Source organism: Fibrobacter sp. UWH4 (genome assembly GCF_900142475.1).
Taxonomy (GTDB): domain Bacteria; phylum Fibrobacterota; class Fibrobacteria; order Fibrobacterales; family Fibrobacteraceae; genus Fibrobacter.
Window position 1 is genome coordinate 38,097 of record NZ_FRAY01000009.1, and the last position, 17,628, is coordinate 55,724.

Below are 17,628 nucleotides of genomic sequence, written 5' to 3' on the forward strand. Positions count from 1 at the left end.
GTCGTGAGGGGATTCGTATGAAAGAACTCTATTACATTCGTTTTGCTTATCCTAAAATGTTGAATGGCGTGGGAAAGTATGTGGCGTCTTCAAAAGCTACGCAAGATGTATCAGACATTCTTCTAAAACATTATAAGGTGAATGATGTTGTAATAACGAGGCATTTTCTTAATAAAGTTTTGGGGTCTTTAGAGTTTTTGATGTCTTTTTTCTTCGCGTTGCGAAAAATTCCTAAGAACGGCAATGTTTTTATACAGTACCCTTTGATAAATTTGGGAATATTTAAATATTGCTATAGACGCTTAGCTAAGTTCAATGCGATTACAATCATTCATGATTTGCAATCGTATCGATTTCCTCATTTTCGACATTTCCGTCAATTAGAAATAGATATTTTGAATGCGCATAAGCATATTATTGTTCATTCAGAGAATATGAAAAAAAGGCTTGTTGCAGATGGAGTGCGTACGCATATTGTTGTTTTGGGTGTATTTGACTACCTTTTAAATGATTCTGTTAATGCTGTTGAAAAGAAGAATGCGATTGTTTTTGCTGGAGCCCTTGAAAAAAGCATTTTCTTGAAGGATCTGAAAAAAATTGATTTTCAGTCATATTTTTTTAACCTGTATGGCAGAGATTGCCCTGCAATAGATTTAGGTGGTTGTGCTCAATATAAAGGAAAGTTCTTGCCCAGTGATGTATCGCCGATAGAAGGTGAATGGGGCTTGTTGTGGGATGGTGATAGTGCTTTTGACTGTGTTGGTAATTTTGGAGAATATCTGACTTTGATTGCTCCTCACAAATTGTCCCTGTATTTGGCTTGTGGTTATAAAGTGATTATCTGGGAAAAAAGTGCGATGGCTGATTTTGTGAAGAGAAATCATATAGGCATACTTATAAAATCGCTTGAAGAAGTTCCGCAAAAATTGTCGCAAATTACAGAGAGTGAAAATGAAGAAATGCGGATTAACGTGCAAAATATTTCTGGTCGAATTAGACATGGTGAAATGTTTAAAAATGCATTGAAGGCATGCATGGGAGACTGATATGTTACGGTTTGCTTTGAATGGTCGTTTTACTGCAAGAAAATTGACGGGACAAGAACGCTTCGCAAGGGAATTGATCTTAGAATTAGATAAGTTGCCTGAAGCAGAAGAATTCGTATTGGTTGTTCCCGAGTATGCGTCAAGCATTCCTGAGCTAAAGCGGATTCCCGTTGTAAAGTACGGTAAGGTAAAAAGCCATTTGTGGGAGCAGATTAGTTTTTATCGATATATAAAAAAGAATAGACTGTTGAGCATTAACCTGACTACGACATGTCCATTTTTTAGTCCAGATATTGTTTGCATTCATGATGCCGCCTATTATGAAATTAGCGATTTGCTGACAAAAACTTTATATGGGAAATTATCGACTGCGTGGCATCGGTTGCTTGCTTGGGGTTCTGCAAGATGGGCGAAAAAAATATTAACTGTAAGCCACTATTCTAAAAACCGCTTGTCGGAAATCTTGAAAATATCAAAAGAGCGTATAGAAATAATATATGATGCATGGCAACATTTTAATAGGGTCGGTTATGATGACGAAATCTTTAGTTGCTTGCCTGCGTGTGTGAAGAAGAAAGAATATGTGTTGGCTTTGAGTAGTTTGCTTCCGCAAAAAAACTTTGTATGGATAAAGGAAGTCGCAAAGCGTAATAGCGATCTGCAGTTTGTTGTTTGTGGTAAAGTTGTTAATCTTAGTAGTTGTAGCGAACAAGATTTAAAATGCGACAACGTCCACTTTACCGGATATATTAGTGATGCTCAGGTTAAGTCCCTAATGTCAAATTGTATGGCGTTTATTCACCCTGCGATATATGAAGGGTTTGGCATTCCGCCTTTGGAAGCCTTGTCTTGTGGGGCTAAGGTAATTGTGTCTAATGCGACATGCTTGCCGGAATTGTATGAAGACTCCGTTTACTATATTGACCCGTATAATTATGATGTCAATTTGAAAGAATTGTTGGGTAAAACGGTGGCCCCTAGTGAAAAAATATTGAAAAAATTCGATTGGGGGAGAGAGGCTAAAAAATTGGTAAAAATTGTAAAAAAAATTAGATGTCTGTGAAAAAAATTATTATGATTGACATTAATCGAATTTATTTATTAGAAAAGACATTTTTATGTGGCTTGATAAGTTTAATGAATTTTGAAGGGAAACATTACCGCAATATATATTATATGAGAAGGATCTTATATGACAAATGATTTTATTTCCGTAACATCCCCCCTTCTCCCATCCTTGGAAGAATTCGAACCGTTTCTCAAGGATATCTGGGATCGTAAGTGGCTGACCAACAATGGACATTATCACCAGGAACTGGAAAAGGCTCTTGCTGAATATTTAGGCGTGGAATATATCAGTCTGTTTACGAATGGAACCTTGCCTCTTATCACGGCCCTTCAGGCAATGCGCATTACCGGTGAGGTCATCACGACGCCTTATAGCTTTGTGGCGACGACGCACTCCATCTGGTGGAACGGGCTCACTCCGGTGTTCGTGGACGTAGATCCTGCTACAGGAAATCTTGACCCGCAGAAGATTGAAGAAGCCATTACTCCCAAGACAACCGCTATTATGCCGGTGCACGTTTACGGAAACCCTTGCGACATTGAGGCTATTCAGGAAATCGCAGACCGTTATGGTCTCGCGGTGATTTACGATGCTGCACATGCTTTCAATGTGAAGGTGAACGGCCATACCATTCTTGATGCCGGTGACATGAATACGCTCAGCTTCCATGCGACTAAGACCTATAATACGGTTGAAGGCGGCGCCCTGATTTGCCATGATGCGCGAACTAAGAAACGAATCGACTATCTCAAGAACTTCGGCTTTGCTGGAGAAACTACGGTTGTTGCTCCAGGGATCAACAGCAAGATGGATGAAATTCGTGCTGCCTATGGTCTTTGCAATCTTAAGCATATCGATGGCGCCATTGCCGCCCGTAAGAAGGTGGCTTCGGTGTACCGTAAGGCGTTGGCGAATATTCCTGGTATTTCGATGTTTAAGGAACGCGACGGTGTCTCGTATAACTATTCGTATTTTCCGATTTTCGTGAACGAGGCTGAATACGGCATGAGTCGTGATGCTCTTTACGAAAAGATGAAGTCTCAGAATGTTTTGGGCCGTCGCTATTTCTATCCACTCATCAGTGATTTTGCCATGTATCGTGGACTGCCATCTGCAACTAAGGTAAATCTCCCCGTCGCAACAAGAATGGCGAACGAGGTTATCTGCTTGCCTATGCATGCTGGACTTACGGATAAGGATGTTGAACGCGTGCTGAACGCCATATTGATCAAGTAGGAACATTGTTATGAAAAAGCTCATGATTCTTGGTGGATCTCGTTATGCCATCCCCGTTATCGAAATTGCGCATAAGCTTGGCGCATACGCTATTACTGCGGATTACCTGCCAGATAATATTGCTCATAAACATTCGGATCAATATGTGAATGTTAGCATCATTGAGAAAGACTCTGTTTTGAAAGTTGCCAAGGAATTACAGATTGATGGCATTGTGTCTTTTGCTTGTGATCCGGGCGTTACTACGGCGGCATATGTTGCTGAAAAGATGGGACTCCCGTTTCAATGTTCCTATGAATCAGCGAGTATTTTGCAGGACAAGGGGCTTTTCAGACAGTTCCTTACCGATAACGGATTCAATGTGCCCCATGCGAAAAGTTATTCGGACAAAAAGGCTCCGTTGAAGGATGTAGATTTCTTCAATTGGCCTGTTATTGTAAAACCCGTTGATTCCGCTGGCAGCAAGGGCGTGACCAAGGTAAATTCGCCGGATGGTTTGGAGGCTGCTATTGAAACCGCCTTGAAAAGCTCCATAGGCGGCCATTTCATTATTGAAGATTTCTTGACCTTCGATGGCTACCATTCTAGTGCGGATCCATTTACGGTTGATGGCAAACTCTGCTTCACTTCTTATTCCGATCAGCTTTTTGACAAGGAAGCGGACAATCCCTATACTCCGGCGCAGATTATTTGGCCGTCGTCAATGAAACAGGCTCATCAGGATTATCTGACTTCGGAAATTCAGCGTTTGATGCATTTGCTGAAAATGAAAACTGGCATTTATAACATCGAATCCTGCGTAGGAGTTGATGGTAAACCCTATATTATGGAAGTGTCTCCGCGCGGTGGTGGTTGCAAGATTGCTGAATTGCAACGTTTTGCCTATGGAATAGATTTGATTGAATGCGAAGTTCGTGCTGCGTTGGGAATGCCGTTGCTGGAAATCAAACAGACTAATTGCGATGGCTGCTGGTGTGAATTCGTTATCCATGCTGCTCGTGGGCAAAGCGGTATATTTAAGAAGATGGTTATTGATGACGAGATAAAGTCCAAGCATGTCAAGGTTGTAGACATGACTGTAAAGGATGGCGATATGGTACACCCTTTTACGGGGGCGAATATGTCGCTGGGAGATATGTTCTTGCGTTTCGATTCCCGTGAAGAACTGAATGAAGTGATGTCTCGCTCGCATGAATGGCTTAAGATTGAACTGGAGTAAAGGTGTTTCCGATTGGCGGTTATTTTGAATGGGAATTCCCTGCGAAATCCGGTTCCTCTTTGCATCCGGAAGCTGTTCGATTGAACAGTGCTCGCTATGCTTTGGAGTACGTTCTCCGTGGTATTTCGAACCTCAAAAGAATATGGGTTCCATATTTTACATGTGAAGTGGTGCTGGAGCCTTTGCGTCGCTTGGGTGTCGGGTGGAAATTTTACCATATCAATGATTCTTTGGAAATTGATTTGCCTATAGAACTTCGCGAAGATGAGTGCATTGTCTATACGAACTATTACGGAGTCAAGGATGCTTATGTTCCGCAATTGGTTGAAATGTATGGAAATAAGTTGATAGTCGACAATGCGCAGGCGCTCTATTGTGCCCCGATTGCGAAACATCAATTCTATAGTCCGCGGAAGTTTATCGGAATGCCTGATGGCGGCTTGGCTATCACGGATGTTGCCTGCGACTTGGAAAATCTGCCTAGAGGTTTGTCTTTTGAACGCTGCTCGCATTTGCTGAAGAGAATTGATTTGGGAGCGAGTGGTGCTTATGGTGATTTCCTGAAGAACGATGATTCGCTTTCGTCAGAAACGATTTCTCTGATGAGCAATCTTTCGTCCAGAATTTACGATTCGATTGATTATGAACACGTGCGGGAAGCTCGTCGAAAAAATTTTGAGTATATTCATAAAAAGTTGGGCGATTCAAATAGGCTGAAAGTTCCGCCTATGGATTCTTTTGCTTGCCCGCTAGTTTATCCTTATTGGTCAGACAGAGACGATCTTAAGAAAAATCTTATTGAACGCAAAATTTTTGTCGCGACTTATTGGCCAAATGTCTTTGAGTGGTGTCAACCGACTGATTTGGAATATGAACTTGCCGAGCATGTGGTTTGCATTCCTGTAGATCAGAGATATGGCGAAGAGGAAATGAACATAATTGTGCAGGAAATTTTAAGATGATTGTGAAAATCAGGCCACTTCAAGAGCAAGACGCTTATACTTCTGTAAAATGGAGAAATGACCCGGAAGTATTCAAATATACGGGCAATACATATAAAAATGAAATCTTATTAGAAACAGAGCTGGCTTGGATTAATAGAGTTATTAAGAATGAAAATGAATACAGGTGCGCTATTCTTGCTGATGGTGTTTATGTGGGCAACATTTATTTGACAGATATAACTAACGAATCTGCTGAATACCATATTTTTATTGGAAATAAAGATTACTGGGGAAAGGGTGTCGCAAAACAGGCGTCGTTGCAAATTCTACAATATGCTTTTCAAAAACTTAAATTGAAACTTGTTCATCTGCGTGTGAATCGTAAAAATGATTCAGCAATACATTTGTACAAGAAAATAGGATTTGTGGAGGATTCTATTGATGGAGATTGGATTTTGATGTTGAAAAAACAAGTTGCCCAATAAATAGGAATAAGGTTGTCTTTAAAATCATCTGTCATAACTTCTCTTATGTGGAAATTTCTTGAGCGCATTGGAACTCAAGGAGTGCAATTTATTGTTGCGATTATTCTTGCAAGATTGCTGGCGCCTTCGGATTTCGGCTTGATTGCGTTAGTGATTGTTTTTGTTTCAATCGCGAATGTCTTTGTTCAAAGTGGATTGAATACAGCTCTGATCCAAAAGAAAAATGCGGACAATATTGATTTTTCTACTGTTTTTTATGCGAGTTTAGGGCTTGCCGGAATTATATATGGAATATTATTTCTCTGTGCTCCGTTAATCGCATCATTTTACAACAATCAAACAGCTCTTGTTCCTGTAATTCGGGTATTGGGTTTAATGCTATTGCTTGGAGCGGTCAATTCCGTTCAAGAGGCTTATGTTGCCCGAAACATGATGTTTAAGAAACTTTTTTACCGAAGTGTCGGGGCTATTATTCCAGCAGGGGCAATTGGTGTTGCATGTGCCTACATGGGGCTTGGTGTATGGGCTCTTGTTGCTCAACAATTATCTAATTCTTTGCTCGTCTGTGTCATTATGTGGTTTACTGTCAAATGGAGACCGTCTTTGGCATTTTCTTTTGACCGCTGGAAAAAGCTTTTTGCTTTTGGTTGGAAACTCTTATGTTCTGCCTTATTAGATACAGTGTTTAGGAACTTGCAGAACTTGATTATTGGAAAGTTCTTTTCGCCCGCGGATTTAGGCTATTACAATCGTGGCGATCAGTTCCCCAATTTGATTGTTAATAATATTAATGCTTCTGTACAGTCTGTGATGCTGCCGTCCTTTTCGTCTATTCAAGACGACAAGGTCCGCTTAAAGAATGTGGCTAGACGGGCTATAGCAACAAGTTCTTTTGTAATATTACCAATGATGGCGGGGCTTGCTGCTGTTGCAGAGCCTCTTACGTTGGTTGTCCTAGGAGAAAGATGGTTGCCTGCGGTGCCCTTTATTCAAATTTGTTGTTTTAGTTATGCTTTTTGGCCGATACATACGACAAATTTGTCTGCGATTAATGCTGTTGGACGTAGCGATATTTTCCTAAAATTAGAAATTATAAAAAAAGGATTGTGTTTAGTTGCGTTATTGCTTGCTTTATGTTTTATGCGTTCTCCAATTGGAATCGCGGCAGCTGCTGCGGTAACATCTCCGTTGGGGGCTTTTATAAATGCTCATCCTAACAAAAAACTTCTGAATTATGGGTATTTGGAACAAATGCGAGATGTGCTACCGTCTTTTGTGCTTTCTTTGATAATGGGGGGGGGAGTTTATGGCTTGTCGAAAACAATTGCTTTTCCTGCAATTTTGCAATTGGTTGTATTAACGATTGTGGGAATGGTGTTCTATTTACTTTGTGCAAGATTATTTAAATTGGATTGTTTAGTTTATATTGTACAAACGTTAAAAGACAGAAAAAAGAAGATCGGTGATTAAAAATTGTTTTCGGTCAACTCAGAATCAATCCATGAAATTCGCTTTTTAATCCATTCCTTTAAATCATTTGTTGCATCTTCATAAGTCAGATATGAAAATGAGTGAAATACAGATTCTGTACTTTGCAGGATGTTCCATCTTTTAAAATTATTAATTGCAGCATATTGTAATATATTTTGTATTGAATCGACAATGTTCAATGTGTTCGAAAAAATGGATTCATTGGTATGCCAGTAGTTTAAAAGAGCTTGTTTCATAACAGAATCTTGAAATAAGAAATGATTCCAATAGACATCTTTTATAAGCCATTGTTTTGTGTCGATTACATTTTTCCAGACATGTCCTCCGAATACGATATCGAAATCCCAAACGGGTCCCATTTTTATAACATCATTTTTTATCCATGAAAAATAGACACTTGTTTTAAAGTCTGCATCAGGATTTTTCGAAAATTCTTGAACCCAATAGTGTTTTACATATTCGTCAATGTCAATCCACTGATTAACGTGGTTGTCTTGATTTTCTTGTATGTTTGTAAGATAAGTTTCGAATGATTGGATATGATTTTCAATGATGTCTAGAACTTGCTGAGATGCGTTTTGCGGTTGATGTATTTGAAAGTTAAAATGCCATTTGAATTTTAAAGAAACGCCTCGTATTATGTGAGAAAAAACGACTTGGTCTCCATCGCGAAGCCTTGCGTCAATTTCAACAATATAAGAATTATCGTTTTCGGGAATGTTAATTCGCTGCTTGGCAATTTTAATGGTTTCTGTTAGAAGATAAACTCCTAAATATTCCTTATTGAGGTAAAGTTCAACGAATTCACAACGTGGGGCGTAATATGCACCTAGTTCTGCTGATAAATGATACATTAGGTAATTTTTCATTAGTGTTTTGTCTGCGTAGTTGGCAATAAGTGCCCAGTCCCTATCTTTAGGCATCCCTAACATAGCTTGCTTGTTGATAAATTCAATTTTATAACTTTTCTTGGGCATTTCTTCCCAAGATGTATTTCCTCTTCCTCGGATTGACAAAAACATCACGTCGCTTTCAGGTGAATTTTTCCCCCATATTTGCAACTTGGCTGGAATTTCCGTTTCTCGGTCTCTGATTGCTAGGTGATTTTCTGTTTCAATGACTATTCGCGGAATCCCTGTGTATGGATATTCCGTATCGTCAAAAGGAAGATTGTCTATGCCTATTGAAGAAGAGAAGATGGAATTATCAGAATCTGCTGAATTGTTATAGATATCAGTATTGAGTCCTGTTTCGTCTTTGTAATCCCATACGAAATTGTTACCCACATATTCGCTGTTACTGCAAGCGAAAAAAATGGTTGCTATTACTATTGTAAAGATAAACGGTATTTTTATTTTCATAATTGAAAAAAAGTATGCGACTAAAAATAAATTTTTTTATATTGAAATATATGGAACATTATGATAAAATTGCCAAGAAATACAACTACCTAATTGTTGGTTCCGGCTTGTTCGGGGCGACTTTTGCCTACCGCGCCGCCAAGGCCGGCAAGGTGTGTTTGGTCATTGACAAACGCCCACAATTGGGTGGGAATGTCTATTGCGAAAATGTAGAAGGCATTAACGTTCATAAGTATGGTGCCCATATTTTCCATACCAACAATAAACAGGTATGGGACTTTGTGAATTCCATCGTGGAATTCAACCGGTATACGAATAGCCCTGTCGCAAATTACAAGGGAAAACTTTATAACCTGCCGTTCAATATGAATACGTTCTACCAGATGTGGGGCGTGAAAACTCCGGCAGAGGCTCAAGCGAAGATTGATGAGCAGAAAGCAGAAGCGGTCGCTGCGCTGAATGGACGCGAACCGGCAAACCTTGAAGAACAGGCTTTGACCCTGGTCGGCAAGGATATCTTTGAAAAGCTGATCAAGGAATACACGGAAAAACAGTGGGGCAGAAATTGCAAGGATTTGCCGGCGTTTATCATTAAACGTTTGCCTGTTCGTATGGCTTTTGACAACAACTATTTCAACGACAGGTACCAGGGCATTCCTATTGGTGGCTATAACAAGTTGATTGAAGGCTTGCTGAAGGGTGTCGAATGCTATACCGGAGTCGACTTCTTTGCGGAATACAAGGATAACTGGCGCAATGTCGCAGACAAGCTTGTTTATACGGGCGCCGTGGACGAGTATTTCGGTTACAAGTTAGGCAAGCTGGATTGGCGTACAGTCAGCTTTAAAACCCGAGTTGAAAATACTCCGAATTACCAGGGAAATGCGGTTGTGAATTACACATCTCATGACCAACCTTATACCCGTATTATTGAACACAAACATTTTGAAATGTTCGGCCAGGCTGTCTATGATTGTCCGAAAACGGTTGTATCCGAAGAGTATTCTACTGAATACAAGGACGGCATGGAACCGTACTATCCTGTAAATGACGAACGCAATAACGCTTTGGCTGATGAATACCGTAAGTTGGCGACCGCTGAGAAGGATGTCATTTTTGGTGGTCGCTTGGCTCAGTACAAGTATTATGACATGGCTCCTGTAATTGAACAAGTGTTGGAGTTGAAAGATATCTAAAGATGATATTATTGCATTTCTCGGTCTATCTGTCAGCTACCCATTTTTGTAAGCTTCCCCATAATTAGGACTGTTCATAACTAGACAAAATGCTACCTTTGGTAGCAAAGGAACAGCCATGAAGAAACTGACTCATTCCGAATCGGAAATCGTCAAGAGCGTAAACGAACTGATGCCAGCCAGCAAAAAAAGCTCAAGGAACTCGAAGAAGAGAACGCCAAGCTCAAGAAGATGTACGCCAATCTCGCTTTAGACAATGAGGCTCTCCGCGAGGTCATAGAAAAAACTCTAGAGCCGAATGTCGTATTGGCCATGCTTGCATGAGCCAATATGACTGAGGCGAATTGGCGATTCATTTCAACAAACGAAAGCCGTTGCACAAACGCTTGTCGGCCCGTGTCAAGAATCCGCTCGTGACACCGGACCAGAATTCATTTCGCATGAATTTCAAGATTGGTGCGATGTAAACGGAATCAAAATTTTGTACACGCAGCCCGGGTGTCCGACTCAGAACAGCTACATCGAACGATTTAACGGATCGTACCGAAGATCGGTTGATGAGAACTGGGTGATTTTGTATACTTTAAACTAGTCCTAAAAATGGGTAGCTGACAAATTAAAATATGGGAGGACAATCATATGATACAACTTGGTGATTGTAAGATTAAGAAAAATGTATTTTATGTTGCTATTCCTGTATTGAAACCATTTCCTGTAGATTGCTTTAATTACGATCTTCATGAAAAAAATCTGGATGAAATTCAGAATTTAGAAGGTTCATATTTTGTTGAAGGGGTGACAATAGAGTATAAATCGCGGCCGGATGTAGAAAATTTTAGTCATATAACGCAACTCTTGTCTCCAGGGCGTCATGGTTTTAATCGGATGTTTGTGGTCCAAATGTCTTTTTTCAATGCATCTCATCTAATAAAGCCATATGATAGACTTTCGGCAGAAGAATGTTTCTTTTTCTCAATGTTTTCGTATTTATCAACTTTCGTCTATGCTTTTGCTTATGCATTAGGTATTTATAGTGAGGGACTATTTGACATTGACGAGTCAATTATTTTTTATGAAGATGGAAGTTGGAAAAAAAATTCTAGAATATTAAACACTTTTCCCAGTTTATATGAGAAAGATGGTGAATTTTGTAGGCCTGAGATTGGTTTGTCACTTAAAAAAACATTAAACTGGTTTCTGTCTATAGATGATGTTCTTAACTCTTGTGGTATGTCTGCTTTAGGAAAGAGTCTTTCTATTTATAGTAGAATGTTTTCATATGGCGCGTGGGATGACGATTCCTTTATGAGTGGCTTGCTTTCTGTTATGGCTTTAGAGGCGTTATATGAAAGCAATGGGTCAAGAAAAAGTTTGACCGAGAAAATTTCAGCATTTTGGATATTGATATGCAAAAGTGTGAAAAAGACATAAAGAAAATATATGATCATCGATGTTCAGTTGCTCATGGTGGATTTGAATTCCCTTTCAAATTCGATGTAAAAGATGCAAGCAAGGAGTTTGAAACCTCGTATGATAAAGCCCAAAAGTTTTTTGATATAGGCTTGCGCTATTTGTTTAAATCTTATAGAAAGATGATTTTAGAAAATAAGAAGGTGTTAACGTTTGCTTACAGGTGCTTGTAAGTAAATGTGTCCTTGACGAAGTGTTAAAGGAGAATATCTCATTCCTGTCGCCGCTAAAATGGTTAAACAATCATTTTGCGTTAGGCCTCCAGCCACTTGGCAACTCGTTGCCTTAGTGGCTATGGTCCCCTTTAGGGGAGATCGAAGCCCGAAGGGCTGGGAGGGCCGCCGGTGTCCCGCGCTCGGCCCTCTAGGCGGGGAAACCGTGGGGGTGACGCCACGGCTTCGTGCCGCGAGAGCCCGCCCCTGCGCGGCAGGGAACGCCCTTTTTTCAAAAAAAATGAATTTGGGTATTGACTTTTTGACAAAATAGTGTATATTTGTGCAGTATGAAAAGCGAGCTGGAAAATACATTTCTGCTATATCACGATAAAGACGGCAAAACTGACGTTTCGGTGCGTTTTGCCGATGAAGATGTATGGGTGACTCAGGTTCAGCTTGCCGAACTGTATGAGACCACTCAGCAAAATATAAGCCTGCACATCGACAACATATACAAGGACGAGGAACTGCCCAAGGAGGCAACTCACAAGGAATTCTTGTTAGTTCAACAAGAAGGAAAACGGCAGGTTCATCGAAAGATTGCTCATTACAATCTCGATGTCATCATCGCCATCGGTTACCGTGTCCAGTCCCCTGTAGCCACAAGATTCAGGCGGTGGGCCACGGCAAGGCTGCATGAATTCATTCAGAAGGGTTTTTCCCTTGACGATGAAAGGCTGAAAAACGGCCGAAACCGTTATTTCAAGGAGCTTTTGCAGCGAATCCGCGATATTCGCTCGTCTGAACGCAATTTCTACCAGCAGGTCACGGATATCTATGCGACATCTATTGACTACGATCCCCGCAAAAAAATTACGAAGGATTTCTTTGCTACCGTTCAGAACAAGCTGCATTATGCCGTCCACGAGCATACGGCGGCAGAGCTTATCTACGAGCGTGTTGATAGCGAGAAACCGTTCGTCGGCATGACAAATTTCAAGGGGAACTACATCACGGAAGACGATGTGAAAATCGCCAAGAACTACCTATCGGAAAAGGAACTCCAGCGTTTGAACCTGATGGTGTCGCAGTTTCTTGATTTCGCCGAATTGCAGGCCCTTGACGAAAAGCCGATGAAAATGCAGGACTGGGTTGCGGCTCTGGACAGTCAGATTGTCATGAGCCAGCGGAAAATCCTGGAAGGTGAGGGGAAGATAAGCCACGATGAGGCCATGGAGAAGGCGGAGCGAGAATACAGCCTGTTCCGTCAAAAGGAATTGGCCAACCTGAAAAGCGATTTCGATCTATTCTTGGAAGAGACAAAGAAACTGTCCAACGATAAGTCTGCGAAATAAGCCACGGCTTCGTGCCGTGAGAGTCTGCCCCTGCGCAGCAGTGAATGCCACGGGTATTGCGCAGTTTTCAAACTTTTTTGTCTTTTTCTTTGACCGTTAGGCTCTTTTTGTTATATTTCCTTATATGGATAAGCAAATCTCATGGACCGTTGCTGCAATCAGTGAATTCGCGAAAGCCAAGGCACTTTCCGTAAAGCAGGTTTTTAACTATCTAAGCCTGTTTAAAGGTCTTGATTTTTTGCAAGAGCATTATGGGGCCGAGCACTTGCTTTCTTTTGACGATGCCGTAGATGATTTGACCGCTATTTGCCAGAGGAATGGAGGCCAAATACGATGATTTTGTACCATGGTTCAAATTGCGAGGAAATGGCACGTAAAGTTGCCGACCGATTTGGCGGCGGCCCCATTGTGAACGCGTTTGAGTTCGACGATTCGAATTTGTCGACATTGAATGTCAAAAAGTTTGAACAGCCGAACCGTGAATGGGCAGAATTTGTGATGGCAAACAGAAGTAGAGGTCAGGAACATCCTGCAGATAATTTTGATTTGATTATTGGTCCCGTGGCTAACGACGACATCGCGACTTTGTTCAGAACGTTCGCAATAAATGTCATTACAATTGGTGAATTAGTTCAAGGGCTGAAGTCTCGAAAATTGAACAACCAATACGCTTTCAGATCTGAGAAAGCAATCGCCTTTTTGCAAAAGAGGCCGAGCGTATGACCGCGAAGCAGGAATTCCTTGTAGAAGGGATCGTCAGTGATATGGCCAAATGGCTGATGGAAGAGCGCAATCTTTCTTTGCAGGTTGCTCTTGGACTCATCTACAATTCAAAGACATTTGAACAACTGCAAAATCCAGCAACAGGACTCTGTACAGAGAGCTCCGCCTACAATTACGACTTGTTGGATTCTGAATTGAAAAACGGGAAAATTATTCAGACCGAAATTTGAATCGTTGTTCAAAATTACTTAATAGACTAGACTATTTTAATTTCTCGCAGCTAAGGAAGAAACAATCTATATTGAAAATTGTGCCGCATCTTACGTGAAGTTGGCTGAAGTCTACTTCGTGGAAAATAATGCCATGGGCGCTTGGAAGGACATTGGTTACAATGCTCCGAACGGATTTAGTGGATCTAGTTCTCAGTCCACGAACTTCACTTATGGTGCGTCTACTTATCAGGCTACCACCAGAGGATCCGCAACATGGGGTGCATACACAGTGCGGGTGGGTCCCTTTTTGCTGTTTTTGGGTGCCGCCACCCCGATCCTTGGTATCAAATCTTACGGTTCTGTTACGAAAATGTGTGCTAATTGTTGCAAAATTTGCGTAATTATTCCAAGTTGGAATACTTTTTTTGAAAAAAGTTCCCCATTCGCCTGAAATTTTTGTATATATACACCATCGAAATCTGTCTCGAAATGTGGCGAATTTCAACCAAAAACGGCAAATCTCGGCGCCGTCTGTTCAGAACAAAGTAATTTTTTGTGACGAAAACGTAACGAAACCGAGAAAAAAGTTTGACAAAAATGCAAAAAATTTGACAAACCTATTGCTTTTGGGAAAAAATGATTGTATATTAGAGACATAAACGAGTTGAACACCACTTACGGGACTAAAACTCAAACAAGTGTGTAACAAAACAACAAGGAGTACACTATGAAAAAGCAAGGTTTTACCCTTATCGAATTGATGGTCGTGATCGTGATCATGGGCATCCTGGCCGCCGTCGCAGTACCGAAACTGTTCGGCATGATCGCTAAGTCCAAGGCTTCCGAAGTCGGCCCCGCCGCTGGAACCTACGTGAAGTTGCAGCAGGCTTTCGTGTCTGAAACGGGCACCGATTACGGTTCTTTTAAGCTGATTGGTTACAGCGCCCCGGGTACAAATAGCCAGACGACTAATTTTACATACACTGATGAAGCTGGGGCAGGCACCCATGCACTTCCGCAAACTGCTGAAGATGCTTGGAAAGCAACTAGCCGAGTTCAGTTGAACGATTGTACTACTGGTGGTACATGGACTGTCACTATTGCAAAGGCTGCCGGTGGCAACGCTGCTGATGCGGCAGTATTTGACGCAAGCGTGAACGGCAATGGTTGCGAAGAACTGACCCCGTCTTTTAACAAGATCGGCCATTAATAACGTCTTAACAAGATAATTATAGCTCCCCGATTCGGGGAGCTTTTTTATATTTAAAACATGCTCTTTCGGCGTCCGACAGCTTGTGCGCTTGGAATAAACGGGGTGTTGCTCATCTTGTTCATTTTGTTTGGTGTTGTACGTTACGGATCGTTGGACGATTACTTTATGGCGGCGACACTGACAGGAGTCTACGGTTCTGAGTATGACCCGCATCTAGTTTTTATAAATGTTGCTTTAGGATATCTTTTAAAACCGTTCTACATAATCTTCCCGGCAGTAGGGTGGTTTTATATATTCGAATTGCTATCTGTTTTTGCAGCATTTTCGATATTTTCCTTTTTTATAATCCGTCGATTGGGACCGCGCTGGGGAATCCCCTTCGCTTTTTTAATCTCTTCATCATCGATTGATTTCTATGCAGGCATAAGTTTTACCCAATGCGCCGCCTTGCTTGTCGCAAGCGGTGGTCTTTTGTTCTTCTTCGGTTGCAGGGAAAATCGAAGCATATTTTTATATGCAGGGATTGCACTAGTTGTTTTGGGCGCAATGACCCGTTGGCAAATGTTTTTATTGGGCATTCCTTTTATTTTATCTCCATTTCTATTTGAACGAGAACCATTTTCGTTCTTTCAGAGAAAAAATGTGGTAACGCTGCTATTGTGCGTTGCGGCAATACTCTCTTTGAAATATTTCGATGAGCAGAGCTACGCGGATAACGATTATAAATATTACAGGGAATACCAATGGAAAAGGTCCTTTTTTGGGGATGGGGCTCACTATGATGTTGACGGCGTCTATGACGAACTCGAAGAGCGTGGTATGTCGGCTCATGATTTTCAACTTTTAAGAGGTTGGAGTTTCTATGATACAGATGTCTTTAGTTTAGACAGCTTGGATACTATTGTAAAGGTGGCTAACCACAGCGCATATCCCATAAACTGGCGTCGCATGCCCGCGGCGACCTTCCTTGCTATTTCCAATGCATTTGCGAAGAATCTGGCTTGGAATTGGTTCTTTGTCTGCATACTTCTGTTGTTGTTCTCGGACAAGCGAAAACGTATGTATCCTTGGTATTCGCTAACCCTTTGTGTTGGGGCGTACTTTTATTTGTTGTCGCTTAACCGTTTGGCAAACCACGTAGAAATGGGAATGTGGGTGTATGCGTTTGCCATGGGAGTCACTTTACTAAAGGGCGACCCGCCGAAATCTACTAAGACGACCTGTGCAATTTCCTTATTTGCAGTTGCCGTTCTATGCCTAAATCTGTTTTGCCTGCCCAAGGTGGAATGCGAGGGTTCCTTGGTGAAGACACCATCTGTTCCGCAAGACTGGAAAGATTTCCTGGCGTATGCGGACGCACATCCCGAGAATGCATACCTGCTATCTTTTGCTCGATATAAGGAATTGGGAATGTTTAAAGATCCCGCTTACAAGGCTGCACAGCCTGGTAGCTGGCAGAATATTTTTACCCTTGGTTACTGGAACATCAACCATCCGGCAATGAAAAGGGAACTCGCAAAAAGAGGGGTCGCAAATCCCCTGCGAGACATTGTAAAAGACAATGTCTATCTGATAGAGACGGAAAATATCCCTGAATACGTTCTGTTTTACCAAGAGCATTATCATAAAAATTTGAAAGTGGATACAGTCAAGGCGTTTGGCAGCCTAATGGTCTTAAAGTATCGAGAGGTCATTAAATGAAAATGTCCCAAAAGATAAATATAGCCCTGTTCTCCAGCTTTGTGGTTACAGCCGTTTCGGGGGCGTTTATTTGGGGTTCTGATTTTTTGTCGAATCAGAATGTGCCGTGGCACATGCAGTCGGGTATAGACGAAGATTCTTTATCTACGTATGGGGAGAATGACTATCGGCTTTTGGATAAGCGTCCTGTGATCGCCCAGATAAATAGAAGCCAGAAAAAACAGGTTTTGATTCTCGTAGATTCATGGGGAGTTCCTCATGATAAATCAAAGCTAGAGAAAGAATTCTCGATATTCAATGATATTCCTCATGATTTCGCCATTCACCACAGGATGGCAAACAGAACAAAACATGCAGAACGGGTGGAATACCGCAGAGACTCCTCTGACGCCCTGTTCCTGTTTGGAGGAGATTCTCTGGAATTTGGCAGATCTGAATATATGCAGGAAATCGGTTATTCTAGGCGGTTGTTTTTCCAGAAATGTAGCGACAGCCTTATGTTGGCTAAGTTGGATTCTGTTATGAGTGATGGTGCGTTTTCTACCATAGCGTGGACGACTCAGGGTTCAAGATACAGTTCTGAAGATTCTCTAATGTCGACCCTTAAAGGGATTCGCAACTTGGCAAAAGAACATTCCGACGTTCGATTTGTAGTGCAAGGAACGCATCGTCCGATTCTTTGCTCCTCGGAGTACAAGCGTACGTTTTACGAACACTGGGTCCCGACGGTTGTATTAAATCCTTAAGATAAG

At 41.4% G+C, this 17,628-nt stretch carries 17 protein-coding genes and 2 pseudogenes; 18 read left to right on the forward strand and 1 reads right to left on the reverse strand.

Annotated elements, in window-relative coordinates:
- Positions 1–17: 17 nt before the first annotated feature.
- The 7 genes from BUA93_RS13585 (at position 18) to BUA93_RS13615 (ending at position 7,469) form a co-directional block, all read left to right on the forward strand.
- Positions 18–1,046: a glycosyltransferase gene (locus BUA93_RS13585; protein WP_072980295.1), complete on the forward strand. Its 1,029-nt coding sequence runs from the start codon at positions 18–20 to the stop codon at positions 1,044–1,046.
- Position 1,047: 1 nt separating this feature from the next.
- Complete coding sequence (locus BUA93_RS13590) at positions 1,048–2,109, forward strand: glycosyltransferase family 4 protein (RefSeq protein ID WP_072980297.1); 1,062 nt, start codon at positions 1,048–1,050, stop codon at positions 2,107–2,109.
- 129 nt (positions 2,110–2,238) lie between these two features.
- Entirely contained in the window at positions 2,239–3,351 is a 1,113-nt protein-coding gene (locus BUA93_RS13595; RefSeq protein WP_072980299.1) for a DegT/DnrJ/EryC1/StrS family aminotransferase, read from the forward strand.
- Positions 3,352–3,361: 10 nt separating this feature from the next.
- Positions 3,362–4,570: an ATP-grasp domain-containing protein gene (locus tag BUA93_RS13600; protein ID WP_072980301.1), complete on the forward strand. Its 1,209-nt coding sequence runs from the start codon at positions 3,362–3,364 to the stop codon at positions 4,568–4,570.
- 2 nt (positions 4,571–4,572) lie between these two features.
- Positions 4,573–5,532: an aspartate aminotransferase family protein gene (locus BUA93_RS13605; protein ID WP_072980303.1), complete on the forward strand. Its 960-nt coding sequence runs from the start codon at positions 4,573–4,575 to the stop codon at positions 5,530–5,532.
- Positions 5,529–5,999, forward strand: a complete 471-nt coding sequence (locus BUA93_RS13610) for a GNAT family N-acetyltransferase (protein ID WP_072980305.1) — start codon at positions 5,529–5,531, stop codon at positions 5,997–5,999. Before BUA93_RS13605 ends, BUA93_RS13610 begins: the two co-directional genes overlap by 4 nt.
- 45 nt (positions 6,000–6,044) lie before the next feature.
- The gene (locus tag BUA93_RS13615; protein WP_217651012.1) at positions 6,045–7,469 is read left to right on the forward strand and encodes a lipopolysaccharide biosynthesis protein; all 1,425 of its coding nucleotides are present in this window, start codon (positions 6,045–6,047) and stop codon (positions 7,467–7,469) included.
- On the opposite strand, the gene BUA93_RS13620 is transcribed toward BUA93_RS13615, so the two are convergent.
- The gene (locus tag BUA93_RS13620; protein WP_072980309.1) at positions 7,466–8,851 is read right to left on the reverse strand and encodes a CotH kinase family protein; all 1,386 of its coding nucleotides are present in this window, start codon (positions 8,849–8,851) and stop codon (positions 7,466–7,468) included. The genes BUA93_RS13615 and BUA93_RS13620 overlap by 4 nt on opposite strands.
- A gap of 50 nt (positions 8,852–8,901) precedes the next feature.
- Here BUA93_RS13620 and glf point away from each other — a divergent pair, with 50 nt between their 5' ends.
- The 11 genes and pseudogenes from glf (at position 8,902) to BUA93_RS13685 (ending at position 17,622) form a co-directional block, all read left to right on the forward strand.
- Positions 8,902–10,047 (forward strand): UDP-galactopyranose mutase, encoded by a 1,146-nt coding sequence (glf, locus tag BUA93_RS13625; RefSeq protein WP_072980310.1) that lies wholly within the window; start codon positions 8,902–8,904, stop codon positions 10,045–10,047.
- A 183-nt stretch (positions 10,048–10,230) separates the two neighbouring features.
- Positions 10,231–10,344: pseudogene (locus BUA93_RS16815) on the forward strand (IS3 family transposase); the annotation flags it as partial.
- 118 nt (positions 10,345–10,462) lie between these two features.
- Positions 10,463–10,600: pseudogene (locus BUA93_RS16620) on the forward strand (integrase core domain-containing protein); the annotation flags it as partial.
- 86 nt (positions 10,601–10,686) lie between these two features.
- Complete coding sequence (locus BUA93_RS13640; RefSeq protein ID WP_072980316.1) at positions 10,687–11,478, forward strand: hypothetical protein; 792 nt, start codon at positions 10,687–10,689, stop codon at positions 11,476–11,478.
- Between the two features lie 541 nt (positions 11,479–12,019).
- Entirely contained in the window at positions 12,020–13,027 is a 1,008-nt protein-coding gene (locus BUA93_RS13650) for a virulence RhuM family protein (RefSeq protein WP_072980320.1), read from the forward strand.
- A 124-nt stretch (positions 13,028–13,151) separates the two neighbouring features.
- Entirely contained in the window at positions 13,152–13,364 is a 213-nt protein-coding gene (locus tag BUA93_RS13655) for a DUF3791 domain-containing protein (RefSeq protein WP_072980322.1), read from the forward strand.
- Between the two features lie 29 nt (positions 13,365–13,393).
- A complete protein-coding gene (locus BUA93_RS13660; RefSeq protein WP_072980418.1) occupies positions 13,394–13,750 on the forward strand; it encodes a DUF3990 domain-containing protein in 357 nt (118 codons plus the stop codon).
- Positions 13,747–13,980: a hypothetical protein gene (locus BUA93_RS13665; protein ID WP_072980324.1), complete on the forward strand. Its 234-nt coding sequence runs from the start codon at positions 13,747–13,749 to the stop codon at positions 13,978–13,980. The genes BUA93_RS13660 and BUA93_RS13665 overlap by 4 nt, the downstream gene beginning before the upstream one ends.
- Positions 13,981–14,689: 709 nt before the next feature.
- Positions 14,690–15,172: a type IV pilin protein gene (locus BUA93_RS13675; protein WP_072980327.1), complete on the forward strand. Its 483-nt coding sequence runs from the start codon at positions 14,690–14,692 to the stop codon at positions 15,170–15,172.
- A 60-nt stretch (positions 15,173–15,232) separates the two neighbouring features.
- The gene (locus BUA93_RS13680) at positions 15,233–16,876 is read left to right on the forward strand and encodes a hypothetical protein (protein WP_072980328.1); all 1,644 of its coding nucleotides are present in this window, start codon (positions 15,233–15,235) and stop codon (positions 16,874–16,876) included.
- The gene (locus tag BUA93_RS13685; protein WP_072980331.1) at positions 16,873–17,622 is read left to right on the forward strand and encodes a hypothetical protein; all 750 of its coding nucleotides are present in this window, start codon (positions 16,873–16,875) and stop codon (positions 17,620–17,622) included. The genes BUA93_RS13680 and BUA93_RS13685 overlap by 4 nt, the downstream gene beginning before the upstream one ends.
- Positions 17,623–17,628 lie beyond the last annotated feature (6 nt).